Below are 18149 nucleotides of genomic sequence, written 5' to 3'. Positions count from 1 at the left end.
GTCCGGCGCGGGCTCAGGGAAAACCGCGATGCGGGTTTACCTGATTCAGACCGCATCCGATTCAGACAGGAGTTCCAATGCCGCTCGACCCTCAGGCGCAGGCGCTGCTCGCCGCGCTCGCCCAAGCGCCCGCGATCGATTTCGATCAACTGACCGTGCCCGCGTACCGCGCGAGCCTCGCTGGCGGCAGCGCGTTCGCGCCCGGCGATGCGATTGCCGCCGAAGAGGACTGGCAGATCCCGGCACCGGGTCGTCAGTTGTCCGCTCGGCTGTATCGGCCCGATGCCGACGGGCCGTTGCCGCTGACCGTGTTTTTCCACGGCGGCGGCTTCGTCGCGTGCGGTATCGACTCGCACGCGAACCTGTGCCGCAGTCTTGCCGGACGGGCGCGCACGCTCGTGCTGTCGGTCGATTACCGGCTCGCGCCCGAAGCGCGCTTCCCGGCGGCCGCGCAGGACGCATGCGATGCCGTGCGCTGGGCCGCCGCCAGTGCGCGCGATCTCGGTGCGCGCGCCGGTGCGATCGCCGTGGCCGGCGATAGCGCCGGCGGCAACCTGGCCGCGGTCGCCGCATTGCAGCTGCGCGGCTCGGGCATCGCGATCGCGCACCAGTTGCTGCTGTATCCGGTCGTCGATTGCGCGACCGAGCATCCGTCATACGAATCGCTCGGAGAAGGCTATTTCCTGACGGCAGACGCGATGCGCTGGTTCAAGCAACAGTATTTCGACGACGACGCCGACCGCGCATCGCCGCTCGCGAGTCCGCTCGCCGTGGCGGACCTGTCGGGCGCGGCGCCGGCCACGATCGTGAGCGCGGAATTCGATCCGTTGCGCGACGAGGCCGAAGCGTATGCACTGCGTCTCGCGCAGGCCGGCACGCCGGTCTCGCTCGTGCGCTGGCCGGGCCAGCTGCACGGCTTCGCGAGCATGCTCGGCGCGGTCGACGCGGCCGATCGCGCGCTGACCTTCGGCGCCGATGCGCTGCGCCGCGCATTCGACGCGACGGAGGTGCAATGACGCTCGCCAGCACGTTGGAAATCGTCGACGAGCTGCGCGCGGGACGGATGGTCCTGCTCGTCGACGAAGAGGATCGCGAAAACGAAGGCGACCTCGTGATCGCGGCCGATCACGTGACGCCCGACGCGATCAACTTCATGGCGCGCTTCGGGCGCGGGCTGATCTGCCTGACGCTGACCGCCGAGCGCTGCGAGCAACTGCGCCTGCCGCCGATGGCCGATCGCAACGGCACGCCGTTCGGCACCGCGTTCACCGTCAGCATCGAGGCGGCCGAAGGCGTGACGACCGGCATTTCCGCGGCCGATCGCGCGCGGACGATCCGCGCGGCGGTCCGCGCAGGCGCGCGCCCCGACGATCTCGTACAGCCCGGCCACGTGTTTCCGATCGCCGCGCGCCCGGGCGGCGTGCTGGTGCGCGCGGGGCATACCGAGGCCGGCTGCGATCTCGCGGCGCTTGCCGGGCTCACGCCCGCGTCGGTGATCTGCGAGGTGATGAACGACGACGGCACGATGGCGCGGCTGCCCGAGCTGAAGACGTTTGCCGCGCATCACGGGCTGAAGATCGGCACGATCGCGGACCTGATCCATTACCGCCGCGAGCACGAGTCGCTCGTCGAACGTGTCGGCGAACGGCCGCTGCATACGCCGTGGGGCCGATTCCGCGCGATCGAATATCGCGACACCGTGCATGGCGCGCCGCATCTCGCGCTGGTGCGAGGCGAGCCCGATCCGTCGACGCCCGTGCTGACGCGCGTGCACGAATGCCACTCGTTGCTCGACCTGCTCGACGCGGAGCCGTCCGCGCATTCGTGGCCGCTGCACGCGGCGCTGCAGCGGATCGATGCGGCTGGCTGCGGCGTCGCGGTGCTGCTCGACTGCGACATGCGCGGCGACGCGATGCGAACGCCCGCCGGCCACGCACGCCGCGACGGCCGCGTGACGGGGATCGGATCGCAGATCCTGCGCGACCTCGGCGTACGGCGGCTGAACGTGCTGTCGAGCCCGTTCCGGCTGCCGGCGCTGTCGGGGCACGACCTGGAAATCATGGCGTTCATCCCGCTCGGCGACGACGATCCGGAAAGCGCGCGCGCCGCCCACGCCAGCCCGCTGCAGGTGGCGTGATGGCGGGCTGACGAGCGCACGCCGCAGGCCCTTTCACCGATCCACGGGTTTCCGCGTGACAGGCTATCGTTTGTTTTTATGAATTACAGTCTTGGGTTTGTATTTTGACGATACATACCATAGACTGTATTTTTCGATTACAAGCGATCGCCTGTCATTTCGCGGAGAGCCCATGGCATTCCCAGTCCAGACCTTGAGCCAGTTGCGCCCGATCCTCGTCGGCTTCCGGAAGTCGGCGGGGCTCACGCAGGCGCAACTCGCCGCCCGCCTCGGCGTGACGCAACAGTCGTATGCGCAGCTCGAAGCCAATCCGTCCGCGGTCAGCATCGAACGGCTTTTCAAGGTGCTGAACGTGCTCGGCGTTCGCCTGACGCTCGTGCCGGGCACCCCGGACGACACAACGGCGCCCGACGACACCGCGCCGGCGCTCAAGCGCGCACCGGCCGCGCGCGGCCGGTCGTCCGGCTCCTCCGGTTCGTCGGATGTGCCGGCCCGCCCGCCGGCCGCCGCGAAGGCTCCATCCGCCGCCGCGCGGAAACGGCCTGCCGCGGCGACGCCCGGCAAGTCCCGGAACCCCACGCGGGAGGACTGGTGACGATGGCCCGCCGCCCCCGCCACGACCGCCTCGACCTCTGGATGAACGGCATCCCGGTCGGATACTGGGAAGTCCGGCGCGGCGTCGAGCGCCTCGTCTATCTGCCGGCGTGGGTCGACGATCCGCAAGGCCGTCCGCTGTCGCTGTCGTTGCCGTTCACGCCGGGCAACCAGCCGCATCAGGGCGCGATCGTCGCCGATTACTTCGACAACCTGCTGCCGGACAGCCAGCCGATCCGCCGCCGCATCGCGCAGCGCTACCGGCTCGGGTCGACGGCGCCGTTCGAACTGCTCGCGTCGATCGGCCGCGATTGCGTCGGGGCGCTGCAGTTGCTGCCGCCCGACGAAACCCCGGTCGACCTCGAATCGATCGACGGCACCGCGCTCGACGACGCGGCCGTGGCCGACGTGCTGCGCCACGCGACCGCCGCGCCGCTGCCCGGCCACGCGGAGCCGGACGGCGAGCTGCGCCTGTCGATCGCCGGCGCGCAGGAAAAGACCGCGCTGCTGCGCGACGGCAAGCGCTGGCTGCTGCCGGCGGGCAGCACGCCGACCACGCATATCTTCAAGCTGCCGCTGGGGCGTGTCGGAAACATGCAGGCCGACATGCGCACGTCGGTCGAGAACGAATGGCTGTGCTCGAAGATCGTCGCCGCGTACGGCCTGCCCGTCGCCGCGTGCGACATCGGCCGGTTCGACGACCAGAAGGCGCTGATCGTCGAGCGCTTCGACCGCCGCCCGTCCCGCGACGGCACGTGGATCCTGCGGCTGCCGCAGGAGGACATGTGCCAGGCGACCGGCACGCCGTCGGGCGCCAAATACGAATCCGACGGCGGCCCGGGCATCGCGACGATCATGGGCATCCTCGCGAATTCCGCCGATGCCGCGCAGGACCGGAGGAATTTCTTCATCACGCAGCTCGTGTTCTGGGTACTCGCGGCCATCGACGGCCACGCGAAGAATTTCAGCATCGCGCACCTGCCGGGCAACACGTATCGCAGCACGCCGCTGTACGACGTGCTGTCCGCGCATCCGATCATCGGCACGCGACGCAACCAGTTGCCGCCGCGACGCGCACGGCTCGCGATGGCCGTGTGCGGGAAGAATCGCCATTACGTGATCGGCGACATCCAGCCGCGTCACTGGATCGCGCAAGGCGCGCGCGTCGGTCTGACCGAACACGACGTGCGCGCGGCCATGGCCGATGTGGCCGCGCGCACCGAGCCGGCGATCGCCGCCGTCGCGTCGCGGATTCCGGCGGATTTCCCGGCGGACGTCGCCGATGCGATCTTCGACGGGATGCGTCGTCAGGCGAGCAAGCTGAGGACGGCCGAGTAGGCGGTGCGGGCACGGCCCCGGCGGCGGGTCGTCCACGTGGACGATGCAGCCTCGCACCGACTCAGCACAATGGTCGCCGAGCCCATTCCCGATGCCCGCCCGACATGGAACCCGCCACGCTCGATACCGCATTCAGCCCGCTGCAGATCGGCCCCCTGACGCTGCGCAACCGGCTGATCAAATCCGCGACCAACGAAGGGATGACGCCGAACGGCGTGCCGTCGCGCGCGCTCGTCGGGTTTCACGAGCGCATCGCCGCAGGCGGCGCCGCGCTGACGACCGTCGCGTACTGTGCGGTCAGCGACGACGGCCGCACGTTCGTCGACCAGGCGCGGCTCGATGCGCCGACGGTCCGGCAATTCCGCGCGCTGACCGACGCGGTGCATCGTCACGGCGCGGCGGCGTCCGCGCAGATCACGCATGGCGGCTGCTTCACGTTCCTGCCGTCGCTGTCGACGAAACGGCCGTTGAGCGCATCGGGCGGCTTCAACAAGGTCGGCGTGATGAGCGGCCGTTTCCTGAAGCAGGCGATGACGCGCGACCAGATGACCGCGATCGCCGACGAATTCGCCCGGGCGGCGCGACATGCGCGCGACGCGGGCTTTGACGCGGTCGAGATCCACATGGGGCACGGTTATCTGCTGAGCCAGTTTTTGTCGCCGCTGTACAACCGTCGTCGCGACGCGTACGGCGGCGATGCGGCGCGCCGCGCGGCGTTTCCCGTCGAGGTGCTGGGCCGCGTGCTCGACGCGGTCGGCCGCGATCTCGCCGTGGTCTGCAAGATCGGCGTGACCGAAGGCGTGCGCGGCGGCGGAACCGCCGACGACGCGTGCGAGATCGCGCGGCGGCTCGAGGCCGAAGGCGCGCATCTGCTCGTGCTGAGCGGCGGGATGAACGTCGAGTCGGTGTGGCAACTGTTCGGCAACCCGCTGCCCGGCGATGCGCGCGCGAACGCCGACAACGCGATCGTGCGCGCCGCGATGGCGCTGCAGAAGCTCACCGAGCCGAAGATGGGCGCATTTCGGGAGATGTATTTCCTCGAGCATTCGAAGCAGGTGCGTGCGGCCGTCCGGATGCCGCTCGCGTATCTCGGCGGCGTGCGTTCCCGCGAGAACGTCGCGCTGGCGATGCGCGAAGGATTCGACGCGGTGGCGCTTGCCCGCGCGCTCGTGTTCGAACCGGATTTCGTGAACGGCCTGCATGACGGCCGGCTCGCGCAGTCGGGCTGCACGTCATGCAACCGCTGCGTCGTGTCGATGTACACGCCGGGCGGCACCGCGTGCGTGCTCAAGGCGCCGAACGACCCGGCGCCGAACCGCATGCCGGCCGTGGGCGCCTAAGCTTACGCGCCGGCTGATTCCGCGGTCACGATCGTGCGCCTGCCGCTCAGCCGGCGTCGCGGGCGCGGGCCAACGCCGCGAGGTTCCCTTCCCCGAATCCGTGGTGCCCCTGCCGCTGCACGATCTCGAAGAAGATCTCGCCGGGCCGGCGCTTCACGAAGGTCTGGAAGAACAGGCGCGGCACGCCGTCGCTGCCGATCTCGCCGTCGACCAGCACCGCGCGGCGGCGCAGCGCATCGAGATCGACGCCGTGCCCCGGCAGCCGCGCATCGACTTCGTCGTAATAGCGCGCAGGCGGCTCGATGAATTCGACACCGTTCGCACGCAGCGCATCGACGCTCGCCAGGATGTCGTCGGTCGCGAGCGCAACGTGCTGGACGCCTTCGCCCGGGTGGTCGGGCAGATATGCGTGCATCAGCTCGGTGCGCCGCGTGCCTTCCTCGTAGACCGGAATCCGCACCGCGCCGCACGGCGACACCATCACGCGCGATTCTTCCGACACATGCCAGTGCGCGTCGATTTCATGGATTTCGCGGAAGTGCAGCAGGTCGTGATAGAAGTCCAGCCACTCGCGCATGCGCCCCGCGCCGACCGTCTGCGTGAAGTGGTCGACCTGCTGCAGGCCCGTGCCGACGCACTCGACATCGGTATGGGCAGTCGCGATGTCGATCGGCCGGAAATCGATGTCGAAGATCGAGATGTCGCCGACGCCGCCGCGCTGGCCGTCCCGCCCGCGCCAGCGGTCGACGAAATAGAGGTGCGAATCGCCGATCCCCTGAATCGCGGGAATCTTCAGCTCGCCGACCCCGATCCGCTCGCCCTCGAACGCCCACGCGCCGAGCTCGATCGCACGCTCGAACGCGCGGCGCGCGCTCGCCACGCGCAGCCCGATCGCGCAGACGCCCATCCCGTATTCCTCCGCATAGCGCGCGGCGAACGAATCGGGCTCGGCATTGATCAGGAACTGCATCTGTCCCTGCCGGTACAGCGTGACGTTCTTGCTCACATGGCGCGCGATCGCCTTGAACCCGAGTTGCTCGAAACGTTGCGCGAGCGCGTCCGGCACCGGCGCCGCGAACTCGACGAATTCGAGTCCGGCCATCCCGAGCGGATTGGCGGCCGGATCGGCAACGGGCGGCGTATCGCTGGACAGGGGGTGGGAATTGCCGGGCATTCCAGTCTCCGGAGGCATGCGGTCGATGGGGATGACGCCCGGCTCGCGCGGCACGCCCGGCCGATGTGACGGCCGGACATCCGCCCGATTCGGGCGAGGTTTTGATGGTCCCGATTTTAACCAGATCGTTCACGGCGGCACACCCTGGCTGAACGGGATATGGGTGCCGCGCCTAGTGCAAACCCGGAAAGCGTTCGATAATCGCACACAACTGAACGATAATCGCGCATTTTGGCCGATCGGCCAATTGCCGCCGTGCGGCGTGCGCCCTATTCTCCGTTCACTCATCGACTTCAATGCAGCATCGGACGCGGCGCCGCCACGATTCCACGATGCGCCGTGCCAGGAGACATCGCCATGACCCCAACCTTCGACACCCTCGACGCCGCTGCCGGCGCCCGCGCGCGCAGCCAGGCGCGCAAGGCCGCGATCGGCAGCTTTGTCGGCGCCGTCGTCGACTGGTACGACTTCCTGCTGTACGGGATCGTCGCCGCACTCGTCTTCAATTCCGAATTCTTTCCGAAGGTCAGCCCGACCATGGGCACCCTCGCGGCGTTCGCGACTTTCGGCGTCGGTTTCCTGTTCCGCCCGCTAGGGGGCGTCGTGTTCGGCCATTACGGCGACCGGCTCGGCCGCAAGCGGATGCTCGTGCTGACCGTCATGCTGATGGGGCTGTCGACCGTCGCGATCGGTCTGCTGCCGAGCTTCGCGACGATCGGCTGGTGGGCGCCCGTGTTGCTGGTGCTGATGCGTGCGATCCAGGGCTTTGCCGTCGGCGGCGAATGGGGCGGCGCGGCGCTGATGGCCGTCGAGAGCGCGCCGAAGCAGAAGAAGGCGTTCTACAGCAGCGGCGTGCAGGTCGGCTACGGCGTCGGCCTCGTGCTGGCGACGGGGATCGTGTCGATCCTGAGCCATACGCTCGGCGAGGCCGCGTTCAAGTCGTGGGGCTGGCGCCTGCCGTTCGTGTTCAGCATCGTGCTGGTGCTGATCGGGCTGTGGGTCCGCAAGAGCATGGACGAGTCGCAGGAGTTCGTCGAGAAGGTCGAACACGGCAACCGTAAGCTGCGCCTGCCGGTGCTGGAGGCGCTGACGCGTCATCCGAAGGCGTTCCTGCTGATCGTCGCGCTGCGGCTCGCCGAGCTGTTCACGATGTATATCGTCACCGCATTCGCGCTCAGCTATTCGACGTCGAACCTCGGGATGTCACGCGACCTGTTCCTGAACATCGGCCTGCTGGTCGGCGCGGTGAGCTGCGTGACGATCCCGTGCTTCGCGTGGCTCGCCGACCGCTTCGGCCTGCGCCGCATCTACCTGATCGGCGCGCTGATCGGTCTCGCGTCGGCGGTGCCGTTCTTCGTCGCGCTGGAATCGCGCTCGATCGCGTGGATCGTGGTCTTCTCGATCCTGCTGGCGAACGCCGCGCACGACATGGTCGTGAGCGTCCAGCAGCCGCTCTTCACCGAACTGTTCGGTGCGGAATACCGCTACAGCGGCGCGGGCGTCGGCTATCAGTTCGCGAGCGTCGTCGGCGGCGGGTTCACGCCGTTCATCGCGGTGGCGCTGGTCAGCATGGCCGGCGGTTCGTGGCACTTCGTCGCCGGCTATCTCGCGGTGGGCTGCCTGATCTCGCTGGTGGTCGCCGCGCGGATGCGGGCGACGCAGTGATGCCATGACCGGATGGCCGGCCGCGATACGCGCCGGCCGTTTCCGCACCGGCTGCCGTCGCCGGCCGAGCAAGGGGATCGCGCCTCGCCCAACGTCAAACACGGTCAATCCCGCGGGCAGAAGCCCCTTTTCCCCTCTGAACATTCCACGCCACCCGCCGACCAATGGCATCATATGGGCCTACGTCAGTCACAGATACGCCCCCATATCATGTCGAATCTCATCGTCCACGGCGGCACTCCGCTGCGCGGGGACATCAAGCCTTCCGCGAACAAGAACGCCGTCCTGCCGATTCTGTGCGCCACCCTGTTGACCGATCAGCCGCTGCGCCTCGTCGGCGTGCCTGACATCACCGACGTGCGCAAGATCCTCGACATCTTCCGCACGCTCGGCAGCGACGTGTCGGTCGACTTCACGACAGGCATTCTCGATCTCCACCATCGCAACACGACGTTCGACCCGGCCGTGCACCGCCTGCCCGAGGCGATGCGCTCGTCGATCATGCTGATTCCGCCGCTGCTCGCGCGCTTCGGCGTCGCGCGCCTCGAGAACGACGTGAAGGGCTGCACGCTCGGCGTGCGCGAAATCGATCCGCACGTCGAAGTGTTCGAGCGCTTCGGCGCGCACATCCAGCGCACGCCCGATTCGCTGATCGTCCGTGCCGACGGCCCGCTGACCGCCAACGATCACTGGCTCGACTACGCATCGGTGACCACCACCGAAAACTTCGCGCTGTGCGCGACGGCGGCAGGCGGCACGTCCACGCTGATGAATGCGGCGTCCGAGCCGCACGTGCAGGAGTTCTGCCAGTTCCTCGCGATGATCGGCGTCGCGATCGAAGGCATCGGCACGTCGCGCCTGTGCGTGACGGGCGGCGGCAAGCTCGGCGGCGGCGAATTCCGCTTCGCCGAGGATTTCCACGAAATCGCGACGTTCCTCGCGCTCGGCGCGATCACGGGTGGCGACATCACCGTGCGCAACTCGTCGCCGGAGCATTTCCCGCTGATCGACCGCACATTCGCGAAGTTCGGCGTGACCGTCACGCACCGCGACGGCTGGTCGCGCGCGGAACGCGACGGTCCGCTGCGCGTGCGGCGGCCGTTCACACAGAACATCCTGACCAAGGTCGAAGCCGCGCCGTGGCCGTACCTGCCGGTCGACCTGCTGCCGATCTTCATCGCGCTCGGCGTGCGCGCGGAAGGCAGCGCGATGTTCTGGAACAAGGTCTACGACGGCGCGCTCGGCTGGTCCGGCGAACTGTCGAAGTTCGGCGCGCACGTGCTGCTGTCCGATCCGCACCGGCTGATCACGTTCGGCGGGCTGCAGTTGACGCCGGCGCGCGTCGAGAGCCCGTACATCATCCGCGTCGCGATCGCGCTGCTGATGGTGGCCGCGAGCATCGAAGGACGCTCCGAAATCATGAACGCGCTGCCGATCCGCCGCGCGCACCCGCATTTCGTCGAAAACCTGCGTTCGGTCGGGGCGAACGTCGAGTGGACGAGCAGCGAGTAACGTCGATCCGGATGCGGCGTGGACAATGTCCGCGCCGCGTATCCTGCCTCCCCCGCATTCACCGGACGCCCCGGCAATCCGCCGCGCACCCCTGACGAACAAGGACAGCGGCCACCGGTTCCAACCGGCCGTACCGTCGCCGCCCGGCACATTCCCCCTCTTCGTCGCCCATCGCACGTCCGTCGATCGCTTTCGCGCGATTTCGGACTGCGCGATAATCGCGCAGTCCCGCGCGAACACCGCGCGCCCACCCGTGCGCCACCGACGATGAAAAAGCCCGACCTCGACCGACGCGACTGGATTGCCGGCCTCGAAAAGGGCCTGATGATCCTCGAAGCATTCGACAGCCAGCACGCGCGGATGACGCCCACCCAGGCGGCCGCCCGCACCGGTCTCACGCGCACGGCCGCACGACGCTACCTGCTGACACTCGAATCGCTCGGCTACGTGTACACCGACGGCAAGCTGTACGGCCTCACGCCGCGCGTGCTGCGGGTCGGCTGGTCGTACTTCGACTCGGCGCGCCTGCCGCGCACGGTCCAGCCCTATCTGCAGCAGCTGAGCGCGTCGCTGAACGAATCGGCGTACGTGAGCGTGCTCGATGGCTGGGAACTCGTGTTCATCGCCCGCAACGGCGTGTCGCGCGTAATGACGACCGGCTTCGTGCTCGGCGCGCGCGTGCCCGCCCCGCTGACGTCGCCGGGCGTCGTGCTGCTCGCGCATCATCCGGATCGCGAGGCCGTCCGCGCGTGGCTCGACGCCACCGAACTCGCGCCCTTCACGCCGCACACCATCACCAACAAGGCACGCCTGCTCGAACAGGTCGACCACGCGCGCGACGCGGGCTTCGCGGTGATCGAGCAGCAACTGCAGGTCGGCGTGCGCGGCATCGCGGTGCCGCTGAAGAACCGTCAAGGCGAAGTCGTCGCCGCGCTGAGCACGAACATGCCGATCGGTGCGGAGTCGACCGACGCGGCCGTGCGGCGCGTGCTGCCGCATCTGCAGGAAGCCGCGCTCGCGATGCTGAACGTGCTTTAGGAATTCGCGCAAGCGGGCGCACGACGCCCGTCCGGCAGGTCACCCGATCCGCCACCACCTCGGCAACAGATCGCGCACCTCGCGCCGCCGGTAACGATCGTCGATCAGATGCACGACGCCCTCGTCGTGTTCGGTGCGGATGACGCGCCCGGCCGCCTGCACGACCTTCTGCAGGCCGGGGTACAGATACATGTAGTCGTATCCGTTGCCGAAACGCGCCTCCATCGCGCGCCGCATCTGTTCGTTGACGTCGTTGACCTGCGGCAGCCCGAGCGTCGCGATGAACGCGCCGATCAGCCGCTCGCCGACGAGATCCACGCCCTCCGAGAACGCCCCGCCCAGCACCGCGAAGCCGACCCCGCGCCCGCCCGCGTCGAAGCGCGCGAGAAACGCGTCGCGCTCGCTTTCGGCCATGCCGGGCGCCTGGGCCCATACGGGCACGTCCGGGTGGCGCGTCTGCATCAGCGCGACGACGCGCCCGAGATAGTCGAAGCTGCTGAGAAAACCGAGGTAGTTGCCGGGCCGCGTCGCATACTGCGCGGCGATCAGGTCCACGATCGGTTCGAGCGAACGGTCGCGGTCGCGCCAGCGCGTCGACACGTGGCTCGCGACGCGCACGGTCAGTTGCTCGGCACGGAACGGTCCGTCGACGTCGAGCCAGCCCGTGTCGGCCGGCAGTCCGAGCGTGTCGCGATAGAAATGAAACGGGCTCAGCGTGCCGGAAAACAGCACGGTTGCGCGCGCGGCTTCGTAGCGCGACGCGAGAAACCCGGCCGGAATCACGTTGCGCACGCACAGCGTCGACTGGATACGGCGTCGGCGCGCGGCCGGCGCGACGCCGTCGAGCCCGGACTGACGCGGCAGCGGCTCGCCGTGCAGCGTCGCGTCGAAGATCGACGCGCTGTCGAACGCGTCGGCGAGCACACCGAACTGGATCGCCTCGAAATGAAAGCGCAACAGCGCATCGCCGTTCGCACGCGGCGCATCGGTCAGGTGTTCGCCGATCGCCGCGACGAGGTTCTGCACGGCCGTCACGATCGGCCCCGGAATCTCCGGATACGCCGCGTAGCGCTCGGCCTGTGCGCGATTGAGCGTGCCCCACGCGCGCGCGAGCCGGTCGAACGCCTTGCGCAGTGCCGCGGGCGCAGCCTCGCGCGCGGCCGCGAACGCGAACGGGTCGAGCGATGCGCTGTACATCTTGCGGGCGCGATCGAGCAGGTTGTGCGCCTCGTCGACGAGCACGCCGACGCGCCACTGGTTCTGCAGCGCGAGCGTATGCAGCATCGCGCTGCCGTCGTAGTAGTAGTTGTAGTCGCCGATCATCATGTCCGACCAGCGCGCAAGCTCCTGCGCGAGGTAGTACGGACAGACGTCATGCGCGAGGGCCGCCTCGCGCACGGTGTCGCGATCGAGCAGCCCGGCGCCGATCGCCGCGTCGCGCGCCGCCGGCAACCGATCGTAGAAGCCTTGCGCGAGCGGGCACGATTCTCCGTGACACGCGCGATCCGGATGCTCGCACGCCTTGTCGCGCGCGACCAGCTCCAGCACGCGCAGCGGCAGCGCCGGCGTGCCGGCGCCGAGCGTGGTCGCCGCTTCGAGCGCGAGCGCCCGGCCGGGCGTCTTCGCGGTCAGGAAGAACACGTGATCGAGCTCGCCCTCGCCGCATGCCTTCAGCAGCGGGAACACCGTGCCGAGCGTCTTGCCGATGCCGGTCGGCGCCTGCGCCATCAGGCAGCGTTCGTCGCGCGCCGCGCGATAGACGGACACGGCCAGCTCGCGCTGACCGCTGCGGAATTGCCCGTGCGGGAACGTCAACGCGCGCAGCGCCGTATCGCGCGCCGCGCGATGCGCGGTCTCGCGCTCGGCCCAGCCGACGAAGCACGCGCACTGCTCGGCGAAGAACGCGGCGAGCGCACTTGCGCCGAGCGTCTCCGTCAGCACGGTCTCGCGCTCCGACACGATGTCGAAATACACGAGCGCGACGTCGATTTCCGCGAGGCCGCGTGCGGCGCACATCAGGTGCGCATAGACCTTTGCCTGCGCCCAGTGCAGCGCGCGATGATTGGCCGGCATCGCGTCAAGGCTGCCGCGATAGGTCTTGATCTCCTCGAGCCGGTTCGCGACGGGATCGTAGCCGTCCGCGCGCCCGCGCACGGTGAGCGTGCCCCACGTGCCGGTCAGCGGAATCTCGGTTTCGTAGCGTGCGCCGCGCTTCGACGTGACGGCGCCGTGACCCGCGATGCCTTCGAGCGCGGTCGGCGCGGGCGTGAAGCGCAAGTCGAGATCGCCGCGCCGCGCGGTGAACTCGCACATCGCCCGCACCGCGACGACATAGCTCATGCGGACAACCCCGCCGCCTCGTCCTGCCGGACGCCCGCGCTCGCCCATTCGACATCGACGACGCGCACCGGCATGCCGTGCGCGATGCAGTACGCGAGCCAGCGCGTCTGGTTGTCCTGTAGCCGGTCGCCGGGCCCCTTCACCTCGATCAGTTCATAGCGCCGCTCGCCGGGCCAGAAACGGACGAGGTCGGGCAGCCCCGAGCGATTGCCGCGGATATCCGCGAGCAGGCGCGTGAACCACAGCCGCAGGTGCTCGGCCGGCAGGCATGCCAGCGCCTCGTCGAGCAGTTCGTCGGTCAGCACGCCCCAGAACACGAACGGCGATTGCAGCCCCATCTTCGTCGCGTAGTGCCGACGGATCGTGTCGCGGTACGCACCCGAATCGAGTTGCGCGAAACACGCGGCGAATGCGGCGGTGCGGCGTACCGCGAAATCGGGCGCGTGCAGGTCGGCCGGGCCGCGCTGAAACGGGTGAAAGAACGCGCCGGGCACGGCCGCGAACACGGGCTCCCAGCACAGCAACCCGAACAACGAATTGATCAGCGTGTTCTCGACGTAGTGAACCGGCGCGTCGGGCCGTGCAAGGTGGTCGCGCACCGCGTATTCGACGCTGACGAATGCGTCGGGGCGCGCAAGCACGAGCGTCTCGCGCGGCACGTCCGGCGCGCTGCCCGCGCGTTCGACCCGCTGCCCGAGACGGCGCTGCAGGCGCGGCAGCATCCGCTCGACGCGCTGACGCTCCTCGTCGCTTTCGAAGGCGTTGCGCACGTCGAGCGCCAGCGCGAGCGCATCGTCGTCGCGTCCGCAGCGTTCGAGCACGCGAATGCGCCGGTGCCGGCTGCCCGGCCACGCGCTGCGCGCATACGCGTCGAGCGCGGTAGTCCAGTCGGCGCGGCGCTCGCAGGTCTGCCCGAGCGCGAACAGCAGCTTCGCGCGGCGCGTCGCGAGCCACGGCTGCACGCAGCCGACCGCGTCGATCGCCTGCAGCAGCGCGTCGAACGGCAGGTCGTCGGGCCACGCATCGAGTGCTTCGCGGCAGGTCTGCAGCGCAAGATACGTCTCGATGTCGTCGCGCTGCTGGAACGCGCGCGACGACGGCGCGAACGGCACGCTTTCGTACTGGAACACGCCGAGATCGGCGAGCACGAATTCGCTCCAGTCCTGATGAAGATTGCCGAAGAACATCAACCGCAGCCGGTCGCACAGCGCGCCGACCGTCACGCGCAGCACGCGATCGTCGGCCTGCGCGCACCAAACGTCGAGCGGCTGTGCTATGTCATGCGCGGGCCGCAGCCGCTCGAGCCAGTCGGGTTTGCGCTCGCCCGCGTGCTCGGCGAGCGACGGGAACACCTTCAGGAGGTCGGCCTTGGTCGACAGCGCGAACAGCTCGTCGAGCGTGAGCGCGGGCGCCGGATCGACCCAGCCGAGCTCGACGAGCGGCGCGGCCGCGTCGAGCGTGCTGCCGATCTCGTCGTACACGAGCTTGCTCGCGCGGAAGTCGGACCCGCTGCGCATCAGCATCCGCACGAGCAACGCGCGCGACGTTTTTGGCAACTGCGCGAAATCCCGAAGGAACGCGTGTTCGCGCGCATCGAGCAGGTCGTCGTAACGCTCGCCGAGCCAGGCCAGCGCGCGTTCGAAATTGGTCAGGTAGTAAAACGCCGGGGGCGTCGGCGATGCAGGCGTCACGGGGATCGATCACTGTACGTTTGTACAGGTCGGAATCATATCAAATGTGACGAAAAATACCGCATGCCGCGCCGCGCACGGCTGCCCCCGCCGGTCCCGCTCAGAACTGGTAATTCACCGACATGTCGAACACGCCGTTCGTCGACTGCTGCGTGACCGGGCTGCGCCGCGCGCGGCCGACGAGCTGTTCGATCGCGCCGTCCATCGTCACGAACCAGTGCTTGTCGATGAACCAGACCATCGTCACGCCCGCGCCGAACGACTTCATCCCCGCGCCCGACGAATAGGTCGGCAGCCCCGAACGGGCGGACGCCCCCGCATTCACGCCGAACCAGCTGTTCATGTAGCGCGAATCGGCGAACGACACCGTCGGCCCGGCGAACCAGAAGAAGTGTTCGTTGCTGCCCGGCATCGGCATGTACGCGGAGAAATCGCCGACCCAACCGCTCGAGCCGCCGATGCTGCGCCGGACATCCGCGCGCAGCACGAGCGGAAATTCCTTCGAGATCACGTAATCGGCCGCGAGCTTCATCACCGGCGCCGCGTTGATGTTGTCGAGCCCGTTCAGGTGGTCGAGGTCGTCGGCCGAGCGGCGCCCGAGGTCATAGCCGACCGACAGGCTCACTCGCCAGTTGGGCCCGCGCAGCACGTTCGCGCCGAGCCCCTCGCCCGTGGACAGGAAGAACAGGTCGCGATAGCGCACGTCGACATTCGGGCCGCCCATTACGCGGTAGCGGTCGGAACCCGCGTAGCGCGGCTGGAGCGTCATCGCCGCGCCGACGCTGACCTGCCACGTCGGGACCGTCGGACTGAACAGTTTCTGCAGCGGAACGCCCGCCGAGTATTGCCATTCGCCGAGCGGCGAAGGCGTCTGCGCCGACGCGTCGCGCGCACCCGCCGCTGCGAGCGCGGCGAAGGCCGACAGGCCGGACACGAACCGGCGAGCGCCGGGCGACAACAACGGGCGGGCAACGGTCATCAAGGCGGTCTCCGTCGGTTGCATGAAACGAACCTGAGGGAAAGCGCGTCGCATCCCGATCGGCTGCAGCGGCAGGCAGCCGACGGCGCGAACGTAGCGTGCGCTGAATAGTGAACATCCTACGCGACGCGCGCGTAGCCGCAAAGCGCCCGTTGAGCACGGGCACTTTGCCGGTTTCCGGTACGAACGGGCGCAGGATTGCGGAATCAGAAACGCTCGACGTGATAGTCGCCGGCCAGCGCGGCCGGACTGCGCTTCGCCATCATGCGCGAGAAGCCGTCGGCGAGACGCCCGAGCGCGAGCTGCTTCTGGCTCGCGTCCCAGTGCGTGTAGGTGTCGTAGGCCGTGTCGTCGAACGACACGGTGACGGCAACCGGGCGCCCGCTCGCGCGAAAACCGATATGCAGCACGCCGCCCGGCAACTCCTCGATGTGATAGCGCAGCGAACGCGACTCGAAATAGCGGCCCAGAACCTGGGCGATCGCGCGCTTGTCGGGCGATTGCACGTGAATGTCCATGATGGTCCTCCTTTCAGTGATCGCGCGGCCGGCCGTGGTTGGCTGCGCCCGCCCGGCATTCGCATCGGCGGCGGCTGCGACGGCGGATCGCCTTGCGGCAGCCCCGGGGGCACGGGCGGATCGAACGGATCGTCGTGCTCGGGCAGCGCCGGGTCGGGATCGACGTCGGGCGTCGGCTCGGGTCGGTGCAGCGTGGATCGCATGCTCATGTCACTCCTGCGCGGCGGCTCGCGCATGTCGATTGGCGCGGCGAGCGCGCGCAACCGGTGTGCCTGCCCGGCGGCGCAACCGCGCACGCCGTCATGCGTCGTATGCCGCCATCACCAGCCACAAGGTGCGCCCTTCGGCGGCGAGCCGCACCGCGAGCGCGAACGGATCGGATGGCGCGCATCGCGCGACCAGCGCCCGCTGCGCGCTTTCCGGCCCCGCGTAGACGGTATGGTTCAGCTCGCGGACTTCATCCTTCCCGTCGAACACGCGCCGCTCGGGCCGATGGATCCGCGACTCACGCTTCCACGTGTCGAACCGTTCGCGCACATCGCGGAAATCGCCGCCGCACACGTTCGCGTCGTAACGTATCCTTTTCCTGGGTTCAATCATCACGATGTCCTCTCGTCCACACAGGCGGCGGGCCGCCCGCATCTGCGCCCGTCCGGCCGCCTCGACGACTGCAAGCGTCATGCCGCCCCTGCCGCACGGGCACGCCGCTTGCGGCCGTCGTACCCGTAAGGAGGTTCGATCATGACCGCATCCGCCCCCGGCAGCCGCAGCGCCGTGTCACCGGCTGCCGGCTCGCTCTCTCTGGCCGCATCGCGCAAGCCGTCCGAAGACAAGACGGAGAAACGCATCGACGAAGGGCTCGAGGAGACATTCCCGGCCAGCGATCCGCCCGCCGTCGGCGGCGCGACCCGCATCGACCCCGGCAAGCCGTCCGGCGAACGCGACCGTCGCGCGCCCGACGCCCCGCCACCGCCCCGCGATCACGGCTGACGGCGGCACCCCGGCCCGCGATGCGCGGCAGCGTGGCGACGGGCCGGCACAACCGGAGTGAAATGATGAAACGCATTGAACGTGCATGGCACGAAGTCAGCGGCGCCGCGGGCGTCGCAGCGCTGGCCGCGATCGAGAGTGCGCTGGTCCTCGCCATCGTCGTGATGACGGGGGTCGGCCACTGAGCGCGGCACGCGGCCCGGCCACGGCTGCCGCCGTGGAAGATGTACAACCCGGCTGGCAAATTTCTCCGTGGCACGGCCGCGCAGGTCCCGCGCCTGTCGATTGAACGCGGCACGCGTCCTGCTTCCGCATCGTCTCCCTCACGAAGGAGGCGTTCATGTATCGCGTCAATGAAATCATGTCACGCGACGTAGTGTGCGTCGCGCCCACCGACACGATTCGCCATGCAGCTGAATTGATGCAGCGCTTCGACATCGGCGTGCTGCCGGTGTGCGACGGCAGCGGGCTCGTCGCGATCGTGACGGACCGCGACCTCGCGATACGCGCGCTGTCGCACGGGCATCCGCCCGATACCCCCGTGAAAGTGGTCGCATCGGCGCCGGTGCAGTGGTGCGTCGAGGATGACGGCGTCGGCGACGTGCAGCAGCGGATGGCCGACATACAGCTGCATCGGATGCCGGTGCTCGACGCCAACCACCAGATCGTCGGGATGGTGTCGCTCGGCGACATCGCGACGCGCGCGGGCGGCCCGGCACGCGACGAGCTGGCGAATACGCTCGAGGATGTGTCCCTGCCGCGCCGCCGCTGAGCGGCCACCCCAACCGCGCTGCCCGCGCGCCGTGTGCGCCGCGCCGCTTCGAACAGGAGAA

Annotated in this window: 16 protein-coding genes; 10 read left to right on the top strand and 6 right to left on the bottom strand. The window is 69.0% G+C overall.

What is annotated here, in order from left to right; translation table 11 throughout:
• The first annotated feature begins 77 nt into the window (after window positions 1-77).
• The 5 genes from WS87_RS22830 (at window position 78) to WS87_RS22810 (ending at window position 5409) form a co-directional block, all read left to right on the top strand.
• Window positions 78-1016, top strand: coding sequence for an alpha/beta hydrolase (locus WS87_RS22830; protein ID WP_059819073.1), 939 nt, complete (start codon window positions 78-80; stop codon window positions 1014-1016).
• Complete coding sequence (gene ribBA / locus WS87_RS22825) at window positions 1013-2137, top strand: bifunctional 3,4-dihydroxy-2-butanone-4-phosphate synthase/GTP cyclohydrolase II (protein WP_059819072.1); 1125 nt, start codon at window positions 1013-1015, stop codon at window positions 2135-2137. The genes WS87_RS22830 and ribBA overlap by 4 nt, the downstream gene beginning before the upstream one ends.
• A gap of 172 nt (window positions 2138-2309) precedes the next feature.
• A complete protein-coding gene (locus WS87_RS22820; protein WP_059819071.1) occupies window positions 2310-2732 on the top strand; it encodes a helix-turn-helix domain-containing protein in 423 nt (140 codons plus the stop codon).
• Between the two features lie 2 nt (window positions 2733-2734).
• Complete coding sequence (locus WS87_RS22815) at window positions 2735-4069, top strand: type II toxin-antitoxin system HipA family toxin (protein WP_059819070.1); 1335 nt, start codon at window positions 2735-2737, stop codon at window positions 4067-4069.
• A 104-nt stretch (window positions 4070-4173) separates the two neighbouring features.
• Entirely contained in the window at window positions 4174-5409 is a 1236-nt protein-coding gene (locus tag WS87_RS22810; RefSeq protein WP_059819069.1) for an NADH:flavin oxidoreductase, read from the top strand.
• A 46-nt stretch (window positions 5410-5455) separates the two neighbouring features.
• Here WS87_RS22810 and WS87_RS22805 read toward each other — a convergent pair whose 3' ends face one another.
• Window positions 5456-6583 carry a 4-hydroxyphenylpyruvate dioxygenase family protein gene (locus WS87_RS22805; RefSeq protein WP_059525434.1) on the bottom strand — a complete coding sequence of 376 codons (1128 nt, stop codon included), beginning with the start codon at window positions 6581-6583 and terminating at the stop codon, window positions 5456-5458.
• A 357-nt stretch (window positions 6584-6940) separates the two neighbouring features.
• Here WS87_RS22805 and shiA point away from each other — a divergent pair, with 357 nt between their 5' ends.
• From shiA to WS87_RS22790, 3 genes are all read left to right on the top strand, one after another.
• A complete protein-coding gene (gene shiA / locus WS87_RS22800; protein ID WP_059819068.1) occupies window positions 6941-8248 on the top strand; it encodes a shikimate transporter in 1308 nt (435 codons plus the stop codon).
• A 210-nt stretch (window positions 8249-8458) separates the two neighbouring features.
• Complete coding sequence (locus WS87_RS22795) at window positions 8459-9760, top strand: UDP-N-acetylglucosamine 1-carboxyvinyltransferase (protein WP_059819067.1); 1302 nt, start codon at window positions 8459-8461, stop codon at window positions 9758-9760.
• A 267-nt stretch (window positions 9761-10027) separates the two neighbouring features.
• A complete protein-coding gene (locus WS87_RS22790) occupies window positions 10028-10798 on the top strand; it encodes an IclR family transcriptional regulator domain-containing protein (RefSeq protein ID WP_059819066.1) in 771 nt (256 codons plus the stop codon).
• A 39-nt stretch (window positions 10799-10837) separates the two neighbouring features.
• Here the strand turns inward: WS87_RS22790 and WS87_RS22785 are convergent, their stop codons facing one another.
• The 5 genes from WS87_RS22785 to WS87_RS22765 all read right to left on the bottom strand — a co-directional run bounded on the left by WS87_RS22785 (window position 10838) and on the right by WS87_RS22765 (window position 16926).
• Entirely contained in the window at window positions 10838-13138 is a 2301-nt protein-coding gene (locus tag WS87_RS22785; protein WP_059819660.1) for an ATP-dependent DNA helicase, read from the bottom strand.
• On the bottom strand, window positions 13135-14829 hold the full coding sequence (locus WS87_RS22780) for a VRR-NUC domain-containing protein (RefSeq protein WP_059819065.1): 1695 nt from the start codon (window positions 14827-14829) through the stop codon (window positions 13135-13137). Before WS87_RS22780 ends, WS87_RS22785 begins: the two co-directional genes overlap by 4 nt.
• Before the next feature lie 100 nt (window positions 14830-14929).
• A complete protein-coding gene (locus tag WS87_RS22775) occupies window positions 14930-15808 on the bottom strand; it encodes a MipA/OmpV family protein (RefSeq protein ID WP_059819064.1) in 879 nt (292 codons plus the stop codon).
• Between the two features lie 206 nt (window positions 15809-16014).
• Window positions 16015-16326, bottom strand: a complete 312-nt coding sequence (locus tag WS87_RS22770; protein ID WP_044843100.1) for a hypothetical protein — start codon at window positions 16324-16326, stop codon at window positions 16015-16017.
• A 300-nt stretch (window positions 16327-16626) separates the two neighbouring features.
• Window positions 16627-16926, bottom strand: a complete 300-nt coding sequence (locus tag WS87_RS22765; RefSeq protein ID WP_059525422.1) for a hypothetical protein — start codon at window positions 16924-16926, stop codon at window positions 16627-16629.
• A gap of 141 nt (window positions 16927-17067) precedes the next feature.
• On the opposite strand from WS87_RS22765, the gene WS87_RS22760 reads away from it, so the two are divergent.
• Together WS87_RS22760 and WS87_RS22755 are read left to right on the top strand one after the other, a co-directional pair.
• Window positions 17068-17316, top strand: a complete 249-nt coding sequence (locus tag WS87_RS22760) for a hypothetical protein (RefSeq protein WP_059819063.1) — start codon at window positions 17068-17070, stop codon at window positions 17314-17316.
• Between the two features lie 340 nt (window positions 17317-17656).
• Window positions 17657-18088 carry a CBS domain-containing protein gene (locus WS87_RS22755; protein ID WP_059525418.1) on the top strand — a complete coding sequence of 144 codons (432 nt, stop codon included), beginning with the start codon at window positions 17657-17659 and terminating at the stop codon, window positions 18086-18088.
• Window positions 18089-18149 lie beyond the last annotated feature (61 nt).

Source organism: Burkholderia sp. MSMB0856, from assembly GCF_001524645.2.
Classification (GTDB): Bacteria; Pseudomonadota; Gammaproteobacteria; order Burkholderiales; family Burkholderiaceae; genus Burkholderia; species Burkholderia diffusa.
Note: the sequence above shows the minus strand (reverse complement) of the source record. Positions and strands in the feature narration are given on the sequence as shown.

Bases quoted from the DNA above. Each gene is read 5' to 3' on its own strand.
- WS87_RS22770 (WP_044843100.1), bottom strand. From the start codon at position 16,326: ATGGACATTCACGTGCAATCGCCCGACAAGCGCGCGATCGCCCAGGTT.
- WS87_RS22830 (WP_059819073.1), top strand. From the start codon at position 78: ATGCCGCTCGACCCTCAGGCGCAGGCGCTGCTCGCCGCGCTCGCCCAA.
- shiA (WP_059819068.1), top strand. From the start codon at position 6,941: ATGACCCCAACCTTCGACACCCTCGACGCCGCTGCCGGCGCCCGCGCG.
- WS87_RS22775 (WP_059819064.1), bottom strand. From the start codon at position 15,808: ATGACCGTTGCCCGCCCGTTGTTGTCGCCCGGCGCTCGCCGGTTCGTG.
- WS87_RS22820 (WP_059819071.1), top strand. From the start codon at position 2,310: ATGGCATTCCCAGTCCAGACCTTGAGCCAGTTGCGCCCGATCCTCGTC.
- WS87_RS22795 (WP_059819067.1), top strand. From the start codon at position 8,459: ATGTCGAATCTCATCGTCCACGGCGGCACTCCGCTGCGCGGGGACATC.
- WS87_RS22785 (WP_059819660.1), bottom strand. From the start codon at position 13,138: ATGAGCTATGTCGTCGCGGTGCGGGCGATGTGCGAGTTCACCGCGCGG.
- WS87_RS22810 (WP_059819069.1), top strand. From the start codon at position 4,174: ATGGAACCCGCCACGCTCGATACCGCATTCAGCCCGCTGCAGATCGGC.
- WS87_RS22765 (WP_059525422.1), bottom strand. From the start codon at position 16,926: ATGATTGAACCCAGGAAAAGGATACGTTACGACGCGAACGTGTGCGGC.
- WS87_RS22760 (WP_059819063.1), top strand. From the start codon at position 17,068: ATGACCGCATCCGCCCCCGGCAGCCGCAGCGCCGTGTCACCGGCTGCC.
- WS87_RS22815 (WP_059819070.1), top strand. From the start codon at position 2,735: ATGGCCCGCCGCCCCCGCCACGACCGCCTCGACCTCTGGATGAACGGC.
- WS87_RS22790 (WP_059819066.1), top strand. From the start codon at position 10,028: ATGAAAAAGCCCGACCTCGACCGACGCGACTGGATTGCCGGCCTCGAA.
- WS87_RS22755 (WP_059525418.1), top strand. From the start codon at position 17,657: ATGTATCGCGTCAATGAAATCATGTCACGCGACGTAGTGTGCGTCGCG.
- WS87_RS22805 (WP_059525434.1), bottom strand. From the start codon at position 6,583: ATGCCCGGCAATTCCCACCCCCTGTCCAGCGATACGCCGCCCGTTGCC.
- ribBA (WP_059819072.1), top strand. From the start codon at position 1,013: ATGACGCTCGCCAGCACGTTGGAAATCGTCGACGAGCTGCGCGCGGGA.